Origin of the sequence: Winogradskyella costae (assembly GCF_013403865.1) — a bacterium.
GTDB lineage: Bacteria > Bacteroidota > Bacteroidia > Flavobacteriales > Flavobacteriaceae > Winogradskyella > Winogradskyella costae.
Genome location: NZ_JABFDK010000001.1, coordinates 786,809 through 805,297, shown reverse-complemented (window position 1 = coordinate 805,297; position 18,489 = coordinate 786,809). Strand labels below are relative to the sequence as shown.

The following is an 18,489-nucleotide window of genomic DNA, read 5'->3' as shown; positions in this document are numbered from 1 at the left end:
CATTCAATTTTACATTCATGATCACAACAGATATACTTATTATTGGAGCTGGCCCAACCGGACTTTTTACGGTTTTTGAGGCTGGACTTTTAAAATTAAAATGTCATTTAATAGATGCTTTGCCCCAACAAGGTGGGCAATGTACAGAGCTTTACCCCAAAAAACCTATTTACGATATTCCGGCATACCCAGAGATTTTAGCAGGTGATTTAACGGATAAATTAATGGAGCAATGTAAGCAGTTCGAACCTGGGTTTACTCTAGGTGAACGTGCAGAGACCATTGAAAAACAAGAGGATGGTACATTTATCGTTACCACCAATAGAGGCACAAAACATCAAGCTACTGTTGTCGCAATTGCAGGTGGATTAGGAAGTTTTGAACCTCGTAAACCTTTAATTCATAATATAACTGATTTTGAAGATAAAGGTGTTGAGTACATGATTAAGGAACCTGAAATGTATCGCGATAAACATGTTGTGATTGCAGGAGGAGGAGATTCGGCTTTAGATTGGAGTATCTTTTTAAGCGATGTCGCCAAAAGTGTTACTTTAATTCATAGGCGAAACGAATTTAGAGGACATTTAGATTCGGTTGAAAAAGTACAAGAGCTAAAGAATAAAGGAAAGATAAACCTCATTACACCAGCTGAAGTTGTTGGCATCGTAGGTGACGATAAAGTGAAAGCTATAGTTGTAAAACAAGCACAACATATTGAAAAAGAATTTGAGGTAAAATGCGAACATTTTATTCCATTATTTGGATTATCACCTAAATTAGGGCCTATTGCAAATTGGGGACTTGAGATTGAAAAGAATGCCATTAAGGTTGATAATTCTCTAGACTACCAAACTAATATTCCTGGTATTTTTGCAATAGGAGATGTAAACACCTATCCAGGGAAATTAAAATTGATTCTTTGTGGCTTTCATGAAGCCACTTTAATGTGTCAGTCAGCATATAAAATTATTAACCCCGGGAAACGTTACGTATTAAAATATACGACAGTTGCTGGTGTTGATGGCTTTGATGGTTCTAGAAAAGAAGCACCTAAAGCTGTTGTTAAAGCTTTTGATTAATATATTAATGGACTTAATAGGTCTTAAAAGAGGATGTTTCCGCATTCTTGGAAACTGATTATGGAACAAGATATAAATATAACTATCATAGATAGGGACGGGGTAAAACATCAAATTGAAGCTCCTACAGATATGGCGATGAATTTAATGGAGATTGTTCGTTCTTACGAGCTAGCTCCAGAAGGAACCATTGGTATTTGTGGAGGTATGGCCATGTGTGCTTCTTGTCAATGTTATATCTTAAGCGAAACAGAATTGCCAGAAATGCAAGACGATGAAGAAGCGATGCTTTCTGAAGCTTTTGATGTCAAAGAGAATTCGCGTTTAGGGTGCCAAATACAAATGACACCTGAAATGGAAGGTCTAGAGGTAGAATTAGCTCCTGAATCTTAACAAATTCCTGAGAAAAGTAGGAAGTTCATAATTTTATCAGCAAGTATTTTCTTTAATCAGAATGAGAAGTGTAAAAGAAAAAATAACAGGAGTTACAATTATAAAGACAGTGTACCAACTATAATAGTTTTCATAGTTTAAATCACCTTTATTTTCTTGATAAAATCCATCAGAGAGTTCTGTTTTAGCAACACCAAAAGTTTGTGGTTGTTTAGATATCTGAAATCCCTCTTTTTTGGTTATTTTTTTAGATAATATCATTACAGCTTTGCAAATTAGTAATGTTATAAATGGCGAAAATGTAATAACTAAACATTGGTACCCACAGAGGAAATTCCAATCTGTCAAAAGCATTACTATCCCAATTAGACCAATGACAAAAGAGATTTTAAGATATTTCTCATATCTTTTTTTATCTTTCAAATCTTCAGACGAAATTATTATAGGTAGGTTCAAAATACCACAAATAATAATTACCATCCAGAAGTACATCTCTAATAATTCCATGCAACCTATTCCGTTTCAAGATTAGCAGATTCAATAAAATCCAAGGCTTTTTGAAATCGATTTGATTTCTGAAGTATTTTGCCTTTACTATTTACTACTAAATAACTAGGGAAGAATTCTATCTCTAAATCTTTGTAAAGTATTCTGCCAGAACGATCTTCGTTATAATTCGTCCAATTATATTGATGTGTTTCTAAATAAGATACCCATTTACTTATTCTTCTGTCAATAGACATTCCTATAACTTCAACATTTTGATGCTTTGTGGTCTTAAGATATTCTGCAATTACTTCGTGGTCTTTTACACATGGCGGACATTCTAAATACCAAAAGTCTAGGATATAAATTTTGTTGTTTTCTAATGTTATTGAGGTTTGACTACCTTTTGTAGTGTTAAAGGTGTATTCCGAAAAGTTTATTGTTTTTTTAATATTTGGATTTGGATTCGGTTTAACGTTTAGTAAGAAGATTAATACAATAAGAATAATGTTGTTATAGTTCATAATATGTTTTTAAGATTATGTAGTTTTATAATCAGCCAATTTAGTCGGTCCTTCCAATAAAAACCGATCAATTTTTAGAGTGCCATTATCAGTAGTTACAATTTGCCATTTAATTAGCGAAATGGCTCCATTTTCTATTTCAAGACCGGTAATACTTCTTGGGTGTACACAGCTACCATCATTAAAATAAGCGATATCACCAGGTTCAGGAAAACGTGGACGATGGGTGTGGCCAACAATGGTTATTAAGTTGTTATTTTCTATAATCCATCGTTTAGTGCGCCGTTCTATTTTAATGAGTTCGGTGTAATTTTTCGCGGGACTAGTGGGATCAGCAATGCCCATAACATTGAGAGGTTTCCATAACACGCGAACCATAAAACGGCTCCATTTCCAAAAGAGAAAATTCCACCAATCTGCCTGATGACCATGTGTTAAAAATAATTTCTGATTGGTTTCAGAATGTTCTAAGACAATACCTTCATGATAGTGAATACCACAAAATAAATCTTCATCATTTCCTGTTTTTGGATCAAAAAAAGTAGACAAATGTTTTTCTACATATTTTGGATCACGATAGACCATATCATGGTTGCCCCAAATCATATGTAAACGATTGTCGTCATGAAATTGCTTCATGAGCATATATACATTTTTATGTGCGTAAAAGATACTTTCAAATGTGAGATTTTCCCAAAGTTCATCGCCATCACCAAGTTCGCAATAGCTAAAGCCTTTCTCATAATAATGTCGTAATGCATGGAAGTAAATATTACGATTATTAGCAAAATCATCAGCAAAACTATTATCACCTCTATGGCAATCGCTAAACAATATATACTTAGAGGAATCATCAAACTGAAGTCGTTTGGCGTTCTCATATGCGCGATCTAATCTGGTTTTTGAGGACATGTATTTTTTATGTTCGACTAATTTAAACAAAAAAATGCTCCTCAATAATGAGAAGCATTTTTTAATTTTTTGTTTTGCGATGTTTCGAAACATATTCTTCCGAGTGCAAAACTTAAATGTCGCTTAACAGCTATTTAAAAGCATTTAAGCCTGTTACATCCAGTCCGGTAATAAGCAGATGTATATCATGTGTGCCTTCGTAGGTCACCACGCTTTCAAGGTTCATCATGTGTCTCATAATGCTATATTCACCACTGATTCCCATGCCTCCTAACATTTGCCTAGCATCGCGAGCAATTGTTAAAGCCATATCTACATTATTTCGTTTTGCCATAGATATTTGCGCTGAGGTTGCTGTGCCGTTTTCGCGCATTACCCCAAGTCTCCAAGCTAATAATTGTGCTTTGGTGATTTCGGTAATCATTTCTGCCAATTTCTTTTGTTGTAGTTGAAATTGTCCAATCGGCTTTCCAAATTGCATACGTTCTTTACTGTAACGTAAGGCTGTATCGTAACAGTCCATTGCTGCTCCAATAGCTCCCCAAGCAATACCAAAACGTGCTGAATCTAAACAGCCTAAAGGTGCACCTAATCCAGACTTGTTCGGTAATAAATTTTCTTTAGGCACTTTTACGTTATCAAATATAAGTTCACCAGTTGCAGACGCCCTTAATGACCATTTGTTATGTGTTTCTGGTGTAGAAAAACCTTCCATACCACGTTCAACGATAAGACCGTGAATACGACCGTTTTCATCTTTTGCCCATACGACAGCAACGTTACAAAAAGGGGAATTAGAAATCCACATTTTAGCACCATTTAAAAGGTAATGATCTCCCATATCTTTGAAGTTGGTCACCATACCTCCGGGGTTAGAGCCGTGATCTGGTTCTGTTAAACCAAAAGAACCAATCCATTCACCAGAAGCTAACTTTGGTAAGTATTTTTGGCGTTGTTCTTCGTTACCATATTTCCAAATAGGATACATTACTAAAGACGATTGCACAGATGCTGTACTTCTTACACCAGAATCTCCGCGCTCAATTTCTTGCATAATTAAACCATAAGAAATTTGGTCTAAGCCTGCCCCTCCATATTCTTCTGGGATATATGGGCCAAAAGCGCCAATTTCGGCCAAACCATTAATGATTTGCTTTGGAAATTCTGCTTTTTGAGCATATTCCTCTATAATAGGTGAGACATCGCGTTTTACCCATGCCCTTGCTGCATCACGTACTAACTTGTGTTCTTCTGTAAGTAACTCATCAAGATTATAATAATCTGGTGCTTCGAATAAATCTGGTTTCATGGAATTAGATTTTATAGAGATTAAAAATTAGAGGTGGCGACTGTGCTTAAATTACTGATAAAAGGTATCGTTTCTTTAAGCAGATATAATGAGGACTCCTCCTAATGTTATATTTAGTTTAAATGAATTACAAAAATAGCGAATACGATTGCGGTTAACAATTTAATGTGTAATTTTTAGAAGTGGTGAGTGGTATATTTTATATCTAAAAATTAGAAATAGGAGTGAAATTTAACCGCGTTAATATCATCACGATTAGTCTGTTTTTTTTAATAAATAAGCCCATGCCTCCATGCCTTTGGTATGGTCGAATATTACTTTTAAAACACCAATTAATGGTAAAGATATAACTGCACCAACAACTCCCCATAATGCAGAGAATAAAATGATTCCGAAAATAGTAATGAAAGGATTTAAATTGATTTCATCTCCAATAATCCAAGGGGTTAGTACATAATTTTCTACGAGTTGAGTTACGGAAATAACACCAATAACAATTAAGGCAGGCGTTGATCCGGCATAGAGATAAGAAAGCGCTACTGCAATTCCACCCCCAATTAGATTACCAACATATGGAATAATGGAAAACAACGATGCAAATAGAGCTAAAAATAATGCATAAGGCACAGAGCCAAATAGGAATCCGATATAATAAATGATAAATAAGAACACCATTATTTTTCCTTTACCAACGAAGTAATTTTTAATGGTTTGGGCTGATTTGCTTAATAGTGAACTTATCGCTGCCTCATCTGAAAATTGTTTTTTGAAAAATTTAATGAATTGCTTTTTTTGCATCAAAAAAAGAATAATATAGACAAATATAATAAGGGATTGCGATAAAAGGCTCATAAGTGAAGCTAAGAAAGTACTAGCTAAGCCTTCAACTTTTTCAACCAGTTTTTTATTGCCTTCTATATAGTCTTTATAATCCCAATTTAACTGGTTGTTTGCCCATTGCGATAATGAATTTAATTTTTCATTTGCCTTGTCTTTAATAGTTGGCCAATCTTCTGCCATGGTATTTATTTGGGAATTTAAAAGCCAAAAAATCAATAAAAAAAATAGGAGCATAAGCAAAACAGCTAAGGCAATAGATAGCCAATTTGGCAATCCCCAACTTTTGAGTTTTTGAACTGGTATATCCAGTAAAATAGCAATGATTGCGGCAACTAATAAAGGAATTATTAGATCTTTTCCGTAGAAAAATAAAACTAATAGACCACCAGTAAGTAAAAGCGTTTTTATTAAATTATTTACAGAAATTTCTATTTTTGGAGTACTCACGTCAGGCGTTTTTTTAAAATTAGATATCTTAAAAATACATCAAAATTTTAAAACTAAGCGATTTTTATTTGGTATAAAGTGAATAGAGTCGGTACAGAATAAAAATTAAAGGAAGGGAGGGATCTATGTATATCTAAAGGTTTATACTGCTCTGTTTTGAGTATATACTAGGTTTATGCTTTTTACATTTTTAAGTAAAAATCTTTGGTAAGATTGATGTAATCTTCAGTGTATTGATGGCGTTCAGTTTCAATAATTAATTCTGAAATTTTAATTGGAGTTTTAGAATAAGAAAACTCTATAAGACTCCGTTTTAAATCTGATTTTTCATTTCCTCTAACTCTTAGGATACGATTAGGAAAAAGATGAATTAGACTGGCTTCTTCAATATATTTTTCTTCGTCTTTAAATGGAATGACAATAGAAAATTTGCCTTTTTCTGATAGAAAGTTTATAACGGCAAAAATAATATGTTCCAATGGCATAGCATCACTAAAGCGAGCTAAATCTCTAGCGTTGTCTTTTGTTTTGTAATCTTCGGTGTAAAAAGGAGGATTGCAAATGATAAGGTCAAATTTTTCATCAACAGCTTCAATATATTCTATTAAGGATGCATGAAAGCAAAATAAACGATCTGCCCAAGGTGAATTTTCAAAATTGGTTACACATTGTTCAAAAGCATCATCATCTATTTCTATAGCTTCAATTTGATCTGCATAACTTCTTTGAGCAATCATTAAACTTAGGAGGCCAGTTCCAGAACCAATATCTAAAACATTAAACGGATTGTGCTCAACAGAAGTCCATGCTCCAAGTAACACTCCGTCCGTGCCAATTTTCATAGCACAACGATCTTGATTGACTGTAAATTCTTTAAATTTGAAAGGCTTACTCATAGTTTTGTTATTTCTGTGAAGACAGAAATTTATCTTAATTAATATCTTAGTGCCTTGTTCTATTAGAACTCGTTATTACTCTTCAAGGTATAAGTCAATGAGCCCTTCAGGGGTATTAACCTCTATTGTTTTATTTTTTCGATCTACTTTAACTATAAATTCATCGTTCATAGGAATTAAGATTTCAATACCATCTCTATCAATTTCGAATAAAGATTGGGCTGTGGTGTCATTAATACTTTGAAGAATACCTACCTCTCCAAAATTGGTGTCTGTAATTGTAAATCCTATAACTTCATGAAAATAAAATTTATCACCTTCAAGTTTAGGAAGTAAATCTAACGGTAAGTATAATTCAGTCTTTATTAAAGCGTCGGCATCTGCTTCAGTATCGACGTCTTCAAATTTTAAACGAAGCAAATCTGATTTATGTAATTGCGAGGATTCAATAAAGAAAGGTACTAAGTTGCCTCTCAGATCTATAAATATAGCCTCTAAGTTATCATATAAATCAGGTTCATCGGTATCTAGCTTTGCGAGAAGTTCGCCTTTAAAGCTATATTTTGATACAATTTTTCCTAAATAAAAACAGTCTTCTTTTTTCATTTCAGTGTGTTGTCAGTTGATGTACAGTCGAGAAAAATATAAATGTCACACCCTACATACATCTCGACTGCGCTCGATGCGACATTTTAGACAATAAAAAAACCCAGACTAAAATAGTCTGGGTTAAAAGTATAAAAAATAATTTTTTTATTCTTCTTCGTTAGCTGCTGTTTCTTCAGTTGCAACATCTTCTGCTACTTCTTCTTCAACAACTGGTGCAGCTGCAGCGATACGTGCTTCATTTACTGCTTTTTCTGCTTCTAATGCTTTCGCTTTAGTTTCTGCATCAGCTTTAGATAAACCATCAGATTTAGCTTCAATTTTAGCAGATTTTTCTTCCAACCAAGCATTGAATTTTGCTTCTGCTTGCTCTTCAGTTAATGCACCTTTTCTAACTCCACCAGCTAAATGATGTTTAAGCATTGCACCTTTATAAGATAAAATTGCTTTTGCAGTGTCAGTAGGTTGTGCACCATTTTGTAACCATGTTACAGCTCCGTTAATATCTAATTCGATAGTTGCAGGATTTGTATTCGGATTGTAAGCACCTAATTTTTCAAGGTATTTACCATCTCTTTTAGCGCGAGAATCCGCTGCTACGATCCAGTAATAAGGTTTTCCTTTTTTACCGTGTCTTTGTAATCTAATTTTTACAGGCATAATAATTAATTAATGAGGTTCTCGACCTCTGTTATTAATGAGGGCGCAAAGATACTATAATTTTTTAATTTGCAACGGTTTAATTTGTTTTTAAGCTAGTGTTGAGTGTGCTTTAGTTAAAAGAAAAAGTGGAGTTATGCTCATTATTAAAAATTATTATACTTTTGACCTTCTTGTTTCGTTATATTTGGAGCACAGATAAAACACCTTTTTAAATGAAGAAAAAACTAATCCTCCTATCTCTTATTTTTTTAACAGCGTTCAGTTGTGGTGACGAAGTACAGTTTAATACGCCTGCTTTTCAAGGTGATCGTGAAAACGAACTGTGGAGAGCAAAAGCTTTTTCTGCGAGTATTGATGCTTTTGGATTTTTAACCATTACAGGGGTTAATAATTCAGAAACTGTAAAATTGACTGTTCCTTCTGTGATCGAATCAAATTTTATTGTGGGAGAAATAGATGTTGTTGAGGCACAATATAGTGATGGTTTTGGAGCAACGTATTCTACGACAAATAAACCAGATGAAAGTGTTTCAATTTATCCTGAACTTGGTGAAATTATCATTGATGAAATAGACGTCGTTAATAAAACTTTTACAGGAACCTACAGATTTTTAGCTTTTGATGCTTCTGGATTAAACTCTATAGGGTTTACCAATGGTATTTTTTATAAAGTCCCTTTGATTTCTGGTGAGCTTCCTACAAATCCTACAACTTGTTTAGATTTAGATGGTGCTTCCGATGCCGCATTGATCGCTTTTCAAAACACATTTGCTTCAGGATTAGAATTTGTAAATAGTGCGGCTTATTTAGCGGCATGTAGTGCGTATTCTGAAGCTTTAACAAATCAACGTGTCTATTGTGGTGATGCCGATGGTACTTTGCAAGCTATAATTGATGGTTTAGGTGACTGTCAGATATCTTGCGAGATTGCTACAGCAAATGTTATTGAAGCCAACTCACAATATACAACGGCTACTATTGGTAATTATAATGAAAAGTGCGCACAGTATACCCTTTACTTGCAGGAGCAAATAGAAATTTGTGGAGATGATGATGGAAGTGTTCAGGCAGCAATTGATAGTTTAAATTGTGGTGATGCTGATGGTGATGGTGTGGCTGATGTGTACGAAGATTTTAATAGTGATGGCAATCTTGATGATGATGACACAGACGGAGATGGAGTGGCTAATTATTTAGATAATGATGATGATGGAGATGGCATATTAACGCAGTATGAAGGTAAGGATGCGGACGGAAATCCTATAGATACCGATGGTGATGGTGACGTGGATTACTTGGATGCTGATGATGATGGAGATACATTATTAACTTTAAACGAAAATGCAGATCCAAACGGTGATGGTAACCCTGATGATGCTGTCGATACCGATGGTGACGGAGTGCCAGATTATTTACAAGCATAAATAAACCTTATATAAAAATATTAAAGCGTTACTCATTATGAGTGACGCTTTTTTTTATGTTCAAAACTCTTTGTAATTTCATTTTAGTAAAGTTCAAATTCTATGTAATTTTATAAGCTAACTTTTTGCAGAATACAATGGTGATTTTTGCTGATTATAAGTGTTTTATACTTTTACGGCCCTACGGTAAAAATACACCACTAAACAATAAACGACAGAACAACGCATGTACTTAATATTCGATACCGAAACCACAGGATTACCAAAACGCTGGGATGCACCAATTACTGATACTGATAATTGGCCAAGATGTATTCAGATTGCTTGGCAATTGCATGATGGTATGGGAAATTGTATTGAACATCAAGATTATTTGGTGAAACCAGACGGGTTTAATATACCTTATGATGCTGAAAAAATACATGGTATTTCAACCGGATTAGCACAAGAGCAGGGCGTGTCACTTTCAGAAGTTTTAGAGAAATTTAATGCGGCTTTATCAAAAACTAAATTTGTCGTTGGTCAGAATGTAAAGTTCGATTTAAATATTATGGGAGCGGAATTTGTGCGCGAAAACGTCACAAACCAACTTCAAGAATTACCTGTTTTAGATACTTGTACAGAACATACAGCAACCTTGTGTCAATTACCAGGTGGACGTTACGGAAAATTTAAATTGCCAACTTTAACGGAGTTACATGAGTATTTATTTAATAAACCCTTTTCTGAAGCACACAATGCGACAGCCGATGTTGAAGCAACGACACGTTGTTTTTTAGAATTAATAAGACGTAAACAATACACCAAGGAGCAGTTAGATGTAGAGCCAGAATATTTTGAGAATTTCACGCAAGAAAATCCTACGGAAGTTCAGCTTATTGGTTTAAAGCATATAAATCTTAAGAAGGAAAGTGCTAAAATTAATGCACGACTTCAAAAAGAACAAGCGGTACCTGTAACTATTGATAAAGAGGCGGCATCACAAGTTAAGGATGTTGATTTTGCACATCTACATAATCATTCCCAGTATTCGATTCTTCAATCTACGATTAGTGTTAAAGATTTAGTTGCAGCAGCAGCCAGAGAAAATATGCCAGCTGTTGCTATGACGGATCACGGAAATATGATGGGAGCATTTCACTTTGTGACTGCGGTTTCCAATCATAATAAAGGTGTTAAATCACAACATAAACAGGCAGAGGAAGCCGGATTAGAAAAGAAAGGGAAAATTATAAAACCGATAATTGGTTGTGAGTTTTTTGTATGTGAAAACCATGCAGACAAAACTCGAAAAGATAATGGGTATCAAATTGTGTTAATGGCCAAGAACAAAAAAGGCTATCACAATTTAGCAAAATTATCATCTGCAGCCTTTACGGATGGTTTTTATTATGTGCCAAGAGTTGATAAAAAACTGATTGAACAGTACAAAGAAGATTTAATCTGCTTAACAGGAAACCTTTATGGTGAAGTACCAAGTAAGGTTTTAAATGTTGGAGAAAATCAAGCTGAAGAAGCTTTATTGTGGTGGAAAGAAACGTTTCAAGATGATTTGTATCTCGAAATAATGCGCCACAATCAAGAGGATGAAAATCGTGTGAATCCCGTATTAATTCAATTGTCAAAAAAGCATGATGTTAAATTGGTCGCTACCAATAATACCTATTATGTCGATCAAGAAAACGCCAATGCGCACGATATTTTATTGTGTGTAAAAGATGGTGAAAAACAGGCGACACCCATTGGTCGTGGTCGTGGTTATCGTTACGGTTTACCAAATCAAGAATATTATTTTAAGTCTTCAGAAGAAATGAAAGCACTCTTTAGAGATGTGCCAGAAGCCATTGTAAATATTCAAGAAGTAGTCGATAAGATTGAGCCTTATGAATTAGCGCGAGCTGTATTATTACCTGCTTTCGATATTCCTGAAGAATTTAAATTTGAAGAAGATATAGCCGATAGTGGTAAACGTGGTGAAAATGCATTTCTAAGACATTTAACTTACAAAGGGGCAAAAATACGTTACGGCGAGATTACTCCAGCCATTGAAGAACGTCTCGATTTTGAGTTGAGCGTTATTGAAAAAACAGGATATCCAGGTTATTTCCTAATTGTAGAAGATTTTATTCGAGAAGCCAGAAAAATGGATGTTTCCGTTGGTCCTGGTCGTGGATCTGCAGCAGGTTCGGTGGTTGCTTATTGTTTATGGATTACCAATATAGATCCTATAAAGTACGATTTACTTTTTGAGCGTTTCTTAAATCCAGATCGTGTAAGTATGCCCGATATTGATATCGATTTTGATGATGAGGGTCGAGGTCGTGTCATGCAATATGTAATTGATAAATACGGTTCTAACCAAGTAGCGCAGATTATTACTTACGGAACCATGGCTGCAAAATCTTCAATTAGAGATACCGCCAGAGTTTTAGATTTACCATTAAATGAAGCCGATCACATTGCGAAGTTAATTCCGCTGATGTCTAAACTAGGCAAGATTTTTGGACTTTCGGAAAAGGAATTAGCAAGTAAATTTAGAGCTGAAGATTTAGAGAAAATTAATGAATTACTCAATATTTCTGATGGTGACGATTTACAAGCCGAAACCATTAACCAAGCTAGAATCTTAGAAGGTTCGGTTCGTAATACAGGGATTCATGCTTGTGGTGTAATCATTACACCTGGAGATATTACCAACTATGTACCAGTAGCATTAGCTAAGGATTCCGATTTATATGTTACCCAATTCGATAACTCTGTTGTTGAGGATGCAGGGCTGCTGAAGATGGATTTCTTGGGATTAAAGACCTTAACCTTAATTAAAGATACGGTTAAACTTGTAAAAGCTAAGCACGATATTTTGCTCGATCCAGAGAATTTTCCGTTGGATGATGTACCCACATACGAGTTATTCCAGCGTGGAGAAACGGTTGGTGTGTTTCAGTATGAATCGCCTGGCATGCAAAAACACATGAAGAATCTTAAACCTACGGTTTTTGATGATTTAATTGCCATGAACGCCTTGTATCGTCCTGGTCCGATGGAATATATCCCAAGTTTCATTGCGCGTAAACATGGTGATGAAGAGATTGTATACGATTTACCAGAAATGGAAGAATACCTTAAGGAAACTTACGGAATTACGGTTTACCAAGAGCAAGTAATGCTACTTTCGCAAAAATTGGCCGATTTTACCAAAGGTGAAGCCGATGTCTTGAGAAAAGCGATGGGTAAAAAGCAGATCGCTGTTTTGGATAAAATGAAACCAAAATTCATTGAACAAGCGGGGGCAAAAGGATTAGATAAAACAAAACTAGAGAAGATCTGGAAGGATTGGGAAGCCTTTGCGAGTTACGCCTTTAACAAATCGCACTCTACATGTTATGCATGGATTGCTTACCAAACGGCTTATTTAAAAGCGCATTACCCAGCAGAATATATGGCTGCGGTTTTATCCAATAACATGAATGATATTAAATCCGTAACCTTCTTTATGGAAGAGTGTAAACGGATGCGATTACCGGTTTTAGGACCTGATGTTAATGAGAGTTTTTACAAGTTTTCAGTAAATAAAGATAATGCCGTTCGTTTCGGAATGGGAGCGATTAAGGGTGTTGGTCATGGAGCTGTTCAAACGATTGTAGACAACAGAAAAGAAGATGGAAACTATAAATCTATCTTCGATTTTGCCAAACGTATTGATTTACGTGCTGCCAATAAAAGGGCTTTTGAAGGGCTGGCGAATGCAGGCGGTTTTGATTGTTGGGCAGATACACACCGAGCACAATACTTTGCAGACGAAGGTGATGGAGTTAGCTTTTTAGAAAAAGCAGTTAAGTACGGAGCCAAGCATCAGGAAAATGAGAACTCGGCACAAGTCAGCTTATTTGGTGCGGCTAGCGATGTTCAGATTGCAGAACCCGTAGTGCCACCTTGTGAAGACTGGGGAACGATGGAGAAATTATCGCGAGAACGCGAAGTGGTTGGGATTTATATTTCTGGTCATCCATTAGATGATTTTAATATTGAAATGAAAACCTTCTGTAATGGAGTTGTTGCTCATTTTAATGATTTGGAAACCATTGTAAATAAAGAAGTTACTTTTGGTGGAGTGGTTACCGATGTGCAACATCGTGTAAGTAAACAAGGAAAAGGTTGGGCAATTTTCACGATTGAAGATTATACCGACAGTTTTGAGTTTCGAATTTTTGGTGAAGATTATCTAAAGTTTAGACACTTCTTTGTCATTAACTCTTTTGTCTATGTCAGAGCCTTTGTGCGCGAAGGTTGGGTAAACAGAGACACAGGTAAAAAAGGGGATCCAAGGATTCAGTTTAATAGTTTCCAGTTGTTGCATGATGTGATGGATACCTATGCTAAAAAGTTATCGATTCAATTAAATATTAAGGATTTAGAAAGGGAAACAGTTTCTGTGCTGTATGACTTAATAAAATTCCACGAAGGCACTCAAACCTTAAATTTTGTGGTCTATGATAATGCTGAAAAGATAAAAGTACAGATGCCAAGCCGAAAAAATAAGGTTAAGATTTCGCAACAGCTATTAAATAGTTTGAAGGAGCATGATATAATTTATAAGTTGAATTAGATACTTAGAGAAGAATAACTTATACAGACAAGTTAGTATGTTTTATAAATTTAGAGATTTTAATAATTATAAATTTTTACTTGATATATTTCTTAATCAAAGGTTGTATGCTTCTAGTTTTAAAAATTTAAATGACAACTTCGAAGGGCAGTTTTTTAATAATTCTTTTAATGAAACTATAAGAACAAGACTCGAACCAAAAAAAAATGAACACATAAGTATTTGTTCATTTTCAGGTCATTATAAAAATCATCTTTTATGGTCACATTATTCTAATGGTCATAGAGGTTTAGTAGTTGGTTTTGATGTTATTGAAGGGAGGCATGAAATTAAAAAAGTAAATTATAAAGGATTAAAGAGTTACGATAATTTGCCTTATAAATTAGAGGATATAAAATCTATTTTTTTAAATAAAATTCCCGAATGGGAATATGAGGATGAGTATAGAATAATTGCTGAAAAGCAATGTTATATTGATATTAAAATAAAAAAAGTGATTTTTGGTATTGAGGCCTCTCAATTAGACAAAGAGCTTATAAACCAACTTATTAAAAAAATTGATTCTAGTATCAAAATTGAAACGTATAATGGTTGATAAACAGTTTTGCAACAATTTATTTTAAATTAAACAGGAGTTATGACTTAAGTATTATTGATTTAGTTTTCAAAAAAAAACAGACAGACTTGTCTGTTTTTAAAAATAATTGATATATTTGCATCATGAAACATGCCGAAGTAAAAAATAGAATTACAGAAACGGCCTCATTTTTATTTTATAAGAATGGGTATAATTCTACAGGTATCAACCAAATTATTGCAGAAGCAGGGATTGCTAAGGCAACGTTATACAATCATTTTAAATCTAAAGAAGATATTTGTTTGGCGTATCTTCAGCACAAGAATATCAATTTTCTAGAAGATTTTGAAAATTTCACGACCTCTAAACCAAAAGGAAAAGAGCAAATTCTAGCGATATTCGATTTCCTTCAATTGTTTTATCAGGATAAAGATTTTAATGGGTGTTGGTGTATTAAAACCGTTTCGGAAATTCCAAAAGATAATGAGATGATCCGGAATGAAATTCAATCTCAAAAAAATGATTTTATTGCCATCATAGCAAGACTGATTACTACTAATTTAGAACAAGTGAAAAGTGAGCAAGTAAATTCACTCGCACGACAAATATATTTACTTTACGAAAGTGCCGTTGGAGAAAGTCACTTGCACCAAGAAGATTGGCCTATTGTAGAGTCTAAAAATTTATGTAAAAAAATAATAGCTTAAAAAAATTTGAACAAACAAAGACAGACCTGTCTGTCTAATTTTAATAATTTAATAAAAATATAATGAAAGAATTTGAAAACAAAGTAGCCTTAGTCATTGGTGGAACAAGCGGAATAGGTAATGCAACTACAAACGCCTTATTAGAAGGTGGTGCAACTGTACATGTTGTAGGTAGAAATACAGATAAAATTGCCGATGCACCAAACTTAGTTAAACACACAGCAAATATCTCTAGCACTACTGAAGTAGATGCTTTAATTGCTAAAATTGATGGTTTAGATAACTTAGACTATTTGGTAAATGCTTCTGGAATTTTTGGTCCTAAACCTTTTTTAGATCATACGATGGAAGACTATAATTCGTATTTAGATTTAAACAGAGGCTTCTTTTTTATCACACAAAGTGCTGCTAAAAAAATGAAAGCGACTCAAGGTGGCTCTATCGTAAATGTTGGATCCATGTGGGCAAAACAAGCTGTAAAAGCAACGCCTTCTACGGCCTATTCTATGCAAAAAGCAGGTTTACATTCGCTAACACAACATTTGGCTATGGAATTAGCAGAAGATAACATTCGTGTGAATGCGGTTTCTCCTGCCTTAGTAAATACGCCTGTATATCATGGTGTTTTTGGAGGTGAAGAAGCAGCTAAAGAAGCATTGGTTGGCTTTAATGGTTTTCACCCAATAGGTCGTTTTGGAGAATCGGAAGATGTAGCCAATAGTATTATCTTCTTATTATCAGACAAGGCTGCTTGGGTAACAGGTGCTATTTGGGATACCGATGGTGGTGTTATGGCTGGTAGAAATTAAAAAACTAAAAATAATTATTGAGCCATAACCTTATCTCATTTTGGTTATGGCTTTTCTACTTTATAAGTCTCAAAATAATTTTGAGATTTAAATTTGAATTCAAACTATGAAAAATTTAATCCTAATCTTAAGTATTGTTTTACTGTTTATGTCTTGTAAAGAGGACGTAATATCAGAAACAGATCGTGTTTCTAAAGCAATAACATCCAAGGTTCCAAGTGAAAAATCAACATTAAAATATAAAACATTAGCTGTAAACGGAATAAACATAGCTTATAGAGAAGCTGGTAATCCTAAAAATCCAACCATCGTTTTACTACATGGTTTTCCGGCATCATCGTACCAATACAGAAAAGTATTAGCGCAACTATCTAACGAGTTTCATTTAATTGCACCTGATTATCCGGGTTTTGGTAATAGTGATTTTCCAGATGCGGAAACGTTTACCTATACATTTGATAATATTGCAGTTACTATTGATTCATTTTTAGAACAAAAAGGGATTAATTCTTATGCGATAATGATTCAAGATTATGGAGCTCCTATTGGTTTTAGATTAGCGACTGCACATCCTGAAAGAATTACAGCAATCATCAATCAAAACGGAAATGCTTATGAAGAAGGTTTAGGTGAAGCTTGGTCTGGAATAAGAGCACTTTGGAAAAATAGAACTAAAGAAACCGAAGATGCGTTATTACCTGCTTTTTCTTTAGAAGGATTAAAATGGCAATACACACATGGTGTTAGAGATATTGAGACTGTAGATCCGGATAGTTATAATTTAGATTTCTTACGTTTGTCTAGACCAAACGCACATGCCATAAATTTAGATTTGTTTTACGATTATCAAAATAACGTGAAATTATACCCGAAATGGCAAGACTATTTAAGAGACAATCAACCACCATTATTAATCGTGTGGGGGAAAAATGATGCTTTTTTTCCTGAAAGTGGTGCCGAAGCGTTTAAAAAAGACGTAAAAAACATAGATTACAACATTTACGATACCGGTCATTTTGCGTTAGAAGAAGAAGGTGATGCTATAATTGAAAGCATTAGAAACTTCATGAGAAATCAGAATAAATAAATATCTAGAATGAAGCAATTTGCAATAATTTTATTGGTTTCACTAACCGTATTTAGCTGTCAGAGTAGATCAGAAGACACTAAAAAACAATTCTTTTTACCACCAGCAACGACTTATAATTATGTGGAAATTGATAATGTAAAACTGTTTTATAGAGAAGCAGGCGATAAAAGCAATCCGACGATAGTATTGCTCCATGGGTATCCTTCGTCTTCACATTCGTATAGAAATCTTATTCCTATGTTGGCGACGCATTATCATGTTATTGCACCAGACAATTTGGGTTCTGGCTACAGCACGCATTTAGACCCAGCAACAACGACATATACTTTTGATGTGTTAGCGGATTATACAGAGAAGTTAATCAATACACTTCAAATTAAGAATTACGTAATGTACATGCAAGATTTTGGAGCTCCTGTGGGATACCGAATGATGATGAAAAATCCAAAACGGATTGAAGCTTTAATTGTTCAAAACGCGAATGCATATATAGATGGTTTAACGCCTAAGCGACACGATTTTTTTAGAATGGCACAAATGGATACTTCTCAAGTAAAGCATGATTTTTTATATAGCTTAACAGGCGAAGATGCCATAATAAATAAGCAGTATTTATTTGATTTAGACAGTACAAATATCAACATTCAAAGTCCGGATGCTTGGACACACGACTTAGCATTTTTAAGATCTCAAAAAGACAGAGAAATTCAAGTGCAGTTATTTCAGGATTACAATACCAATTTGATTCGGTATCCAAAATGGCAGAAGATGTTGAGAGAGACCCAACCAAAAACCCTAATAGCTTGGGGTAGAAAGGACTTGAAATTCAATTATAAAGGAGCCGAAGCTTATTTAAGAGATTTACCAAATGCAGAGTTACACTTGTTAGACGCAGGCCATTTTACTGCAGAAGAAAAGACGAGAGACATTGCCAAACTTATTTTAGAATTTTTGTTTAAGAACGGTATAGAATAACGAATTGAAAAAGCGAATTGTACTGAAGGTTTTGTTTAAATTAAATGGTTTGTTGTTATCCTGAATTTGCGCTAAGGATGGAAGTGGCATCCTTTTTTGTTTTGCTATTGAGCGAAGTCGAAATAAAAAGCAAAAAAGATACAACG

At 34.4% G+C, this 18,489-nt stretch carries 17 protein-coding genes; 9 read left to right on the top strand and 8 right to left on the bottom strand.

Going from position 1 to position 18,489, the window contains the following annotated elements:
- Positions 1 to 17 precede the first annotated feature (17 nt).
- On the top strand, positions 18 to 1,079 hold the full coding sequence (locus HM986_RS03390; RefSeq protein ID WP_179333662.1) for an NAD(P)/FAD-dependent oxidoreductase: 1,062 nt from the start codon (positions 18 to 20) through the stop codon (positions 1,077 to 1,079).
- A 60-nt stretch (positions 1,080 to 1,139) separates the two neighbouring features.
- On the top strand, positions 1,140 to 1,472 hold the full coding sequence (locus tag HM986_RS03385) for a 2Fe-2S iron-sulfur cluster-binding family protein (protein WP_179333661.1): 333 nt from the start codon (positions 1,140 to 1,142) through the stop codon (positions 1,470 to 1,472).
- 36 nt (positions 1,473 to 1,508) lie between these two features.
- Here HM986_RS03385 and HM986_RS03380 read toward each other — a convergent pair whose 3' ends face one another.
- From HM986_RS03380 to HM986_RS03345, 8 genes are all read right to left on the bottom strand, one after another.
- On the bottom strand, positions 1,509 to 1,979 hold the full coding sequence (locus HM986_RS03380) for a hypothetical protein (RefSeq protein WP_179333660.1): 471 nt from the start codon (positions 1,977 to 1,979) through the stop codon (positions 1,509 to 1,511).
- A 5-nt stretch (positions 1,980 to 1,984) separates the two neighbouring features.
- A complete protein-coding gene (locus tag HM986_RS03375; protein ID WP_179333659.1) occupies positions 1,985 to 2,482 on the bottom strand; it encodes a TlpA family protein disulfide reductase in 498 nt (165 codons plus the stop codon).
- Positions 2,483 to 2,497: 15 nt separating this feature from the next.
- Positions 2,498 to 3,394, bottom strand: a complete 897-nt coding sequence (locus HM986_RS03370; RefSeq protein ID WP_179333658.1) for a metallophosphoesterase family protein — start codon at positions 3,392 to 3,394, stop codon at positions 2,498 to 2,500.
- A 130-nt stretch (positions 3,395 to 3,524) separates the two neighbouring features.
- Positions 3,525 to 4,703, bottom strand: a complete 1,179-nt coding sequence (locus tag HM986_RS03365; protein ID WP_179333657.1) for an acyl-CoA dehydrogenase family protein — start codon at positions 4,701 to 4,703, stop codon at positions 3,525 to 3,527.
- Between the two features lie 255 nt (positions 4,704 to 4,958).
- A complete protein-coding gene (locus HM986_RS03360) occupies positions 4,959 to 5,990 on the bottom strand; it encodes an AI-2E family transporter (protein WP_179333656.1) in 1,032 nt (343 codons plus the stop codon).
- 182 nt (positions 5,991 to 6,172) lie between these two features.
- The gene (locus tag HM986_RS03355) at positions 6,173 to 6,886 is read right to left on the bottom strand and encodes a tRNA1(Val) (adenine(37)-N6)-methyltransferase (RefSeq protein WP_179333655.1); all 714 of its coding nucleotides are present in this window, start codon (positions 6,884 to 6,886) and stop codon (positions 6,173 to 6,175) included.
- Positions 6,887 to 6,961: 75 nt separating this feature from the next.
- Entirely contained in the window at positions 6,962 to 7,492 is a 531-nt protein-coding gene (gene rimM / locus HM986_RS03350) for a ribosome maturation factor RimM (RefSeq protein WP_179333654.1), read from the bottom strand.
- A gap of 147 nt (positions 7,493 to 7,639) precedes the next feature.
- On the bottom strand, positions 7,640 to 8,152 hold the full coding sequence (locus HM986_RS03345) for a 30S ribosomal protein S16 (protein ID WP_179333653.1): 513 nt from the start codon (positions 8,150 to 8,152) through the stop codon (positions 7,640 to 7,642).
- Between the two features lie 215 nt (positions 8,153 to 8,367).
- Between HM986_RS03345 and HM986_RS03340 the strand changes: the two genes are divergently transcribed.
- The 7 genes from HM986_RS03340 (at position 8,368) to HM986_RS03310 (ending at position 18,343) form a co-directional block, all read left to right on the top strand.
- Positions 8,368 to 9,579: a DUF6252 family protein gene (locus HM986_RS03340; protein WP_179333652.1), complete on the top strand. Its 1,212-nt coding sequence runs from the start codon at positions 8,368 to 8,370 to the stop codon at positions 9,577 to 9,579.
- 226 nt (positions 9,580 to 9,805) lie between these two features.
- Complete coding sequence (gene dnaE, locus HM986_RS03335; RefSeq protein ID WP_179333651.1) at positions 9,806 to 14,185, top strand: DNA polymerase III subunit alpha; 4,380 nt, start codon at positions 9,806 to 9,808, stop codon at positions 14,183 to 14,185.
- Positions 14,186 to 14,222: 37 nt separating this feature from the next.
- A complete protein-coding gene (locus HM986_RS03330) occupies positions 14,223 to 14,780 on the top strand; it encodes a DUF2971 domain-containing protein (protein ID WP_179333650.1) in 558 nt (185 codons plus the stop codon).
- Between the two features lie 125 nt (positions 14,781 to 14,905).
- The gene (locus HM986_RS03325) at positions 14,906 to 15,469 is read left to right on the top strand and encodes a TetR/AcrR family transcriptional regulator (protein WP_179333649.1); all 564 of its coding nucleotides are present in this window, start codon (positions 14,906 to 14,908) and stop codon (positions 15,467 to 15,469) included.
- Positions 15,470 to 15,531: 62 nt separating this feature from the next.
- Positions 15,532 to 16,278 (top strand): SDR family NAD(P)-dependent oxidoreductase, encoded by a 747-nt coding sequence (locus HM986_RS03320; RefSeq protein WP_179333648.1) that lies wholly within the window; start codon positions 15,532 to 15,534, stop codon positions 16,276 to 16,278.
- Between the two features lie 106 nt (positions 16,279 to 16,384).
- Positions 16,385 to 17,365 (top strand): alpha/beta fold hydrolase, encoded by a 981-nt coding sequence (locus HM986_RS03315; RefSeq protein ID WP_179333647.1) that lies wholly within the window; start codon positions 16,385 to 16,387, stop codon positions 17,363 to 17,365.
- Between the two features lie 9 nt (positions 17,366 to 17,374).
- The gene (locus tag HM986_RS03310; protein WP_179333646.1) at positions 17,375 to 18,343 is read left to right on the top strand and encodes an alpha/beta fold hydrolase; all 969 of its coding nucleotides are present in this window, start codon (positions 17,375 to 17,377) and stop codon (positions 18,341 to 18,343) included.
- The last annotated feature ends 146 nt before the right edge of the window (positions 18,344 to 18,489 follow it).

Bases quoted from the DNA above. Each gene is read 5' to 3' on its own strand.
- HM986_RS03315 (WP_179333647.1), top strand. From the start codon at position 16,385: ATGAAAAATTTAATCCTAATCTTAAGTATTGTTTTACTGTTTATGTCT.
- HM986_RS03385 (WP_179333661.1), top strand. From the start codon at position 1,140: ATGGAACAAGATATAAATATAACTATCATAGATAGGGACGGGGTAAAA.
- HM986_RS03320 (WP_179333648.1), top strand. From the start codon at position 15,532: ATGAAAGAATTTGAAAACAAAGTAGCCTTAGTCATTGGTGGAACAAGC.
- HM986_RS03375 (WP_179333659.1), bottom strand. From the start codon at position 2,482: ATGAACTATAACAACATTATTCTTATTGTATTAATCTTCTTACTAAAC.
- HM986_RS03365 (WP_179333657.1), bottom strand. From the start codon at position 4,703: ATGAAACCAGATTTATTCGAAGCACCAGATTATTATAATCTTGATGAG.
- HM986_RS03370 (WP_179333658.1), bottom strand. From the start codon at position 3,394: ATGTCCTCAAAAACCAGATTAGATCGCGCATATGAGAACGCCAAACGA.
- HM986_RS03310 (WP_179333646.1), top strand. From the start codon at position 17,375: ATGAAGCAATTTGCAATAATTTTATTGGTTTCACTAACCGTATTTAGC.
- HM986_RS03390 (WP_179333662.1), top strand. From the start codon at position 18: ATGATCACAACAGATATACTTATTATTGGAGCTGGCCCAACCGGACTT.
- HM986_RS03325 (WP_179333649.1), top strand. From the start codon at position 14,906: ATGAAACATGCCGAAGTAAAAAATAGAATTACAGAAACGGCCTCATTT.
- HM986_RS03345 (WP_179333653.1), bottom strand. From the start codon at position 8,152: ATGCCTGTAAAAATTAGATTACAAAGACACGGTAAAAAAGGAAAACCT.
- HM986_RS03340 (WP_179333652.1), top strand. From the start codon at position 8,368: ATGAAGAAAAAACTAATCCTCCTATCTCTTATTTTTTTAACAGCGTTC.
- dnaE (WP_179333651.1), top strand. From the start codon at position 9,806: ATGTACTTAATATTCGATACCGAAACCACAGGATTACCAAAACGCTGG.
- rimM (WP_179333654.1), bottom strand. From the start codon at position 7,492: ATGAAAAAAGAAGACTGTTTTTATTTAGGAAAAATTGTATCAAAATAT.
- HM986_RS03380 (WP_179333660.1), bottom strand. From the start codon at position 1,979: ATGGAATTATTAGAGATGTACTTCTGGATGGTAATTATTATTTGTGGT.
- HM986_RS03355 (WP_179333655.1), bottom strand. From the start codon at position 6,886: ATGAGTAAGCCTTTCAAATTTAAAGAATTTACAGTCAATCAAGATCGT.
- HM986_RS03330 (WP_179333650.1), top strand. From the start codon at position 14,223: ATGTTTTATAAATTTAGAGATTTTAATAATTATAAATTTTTACTTGAT.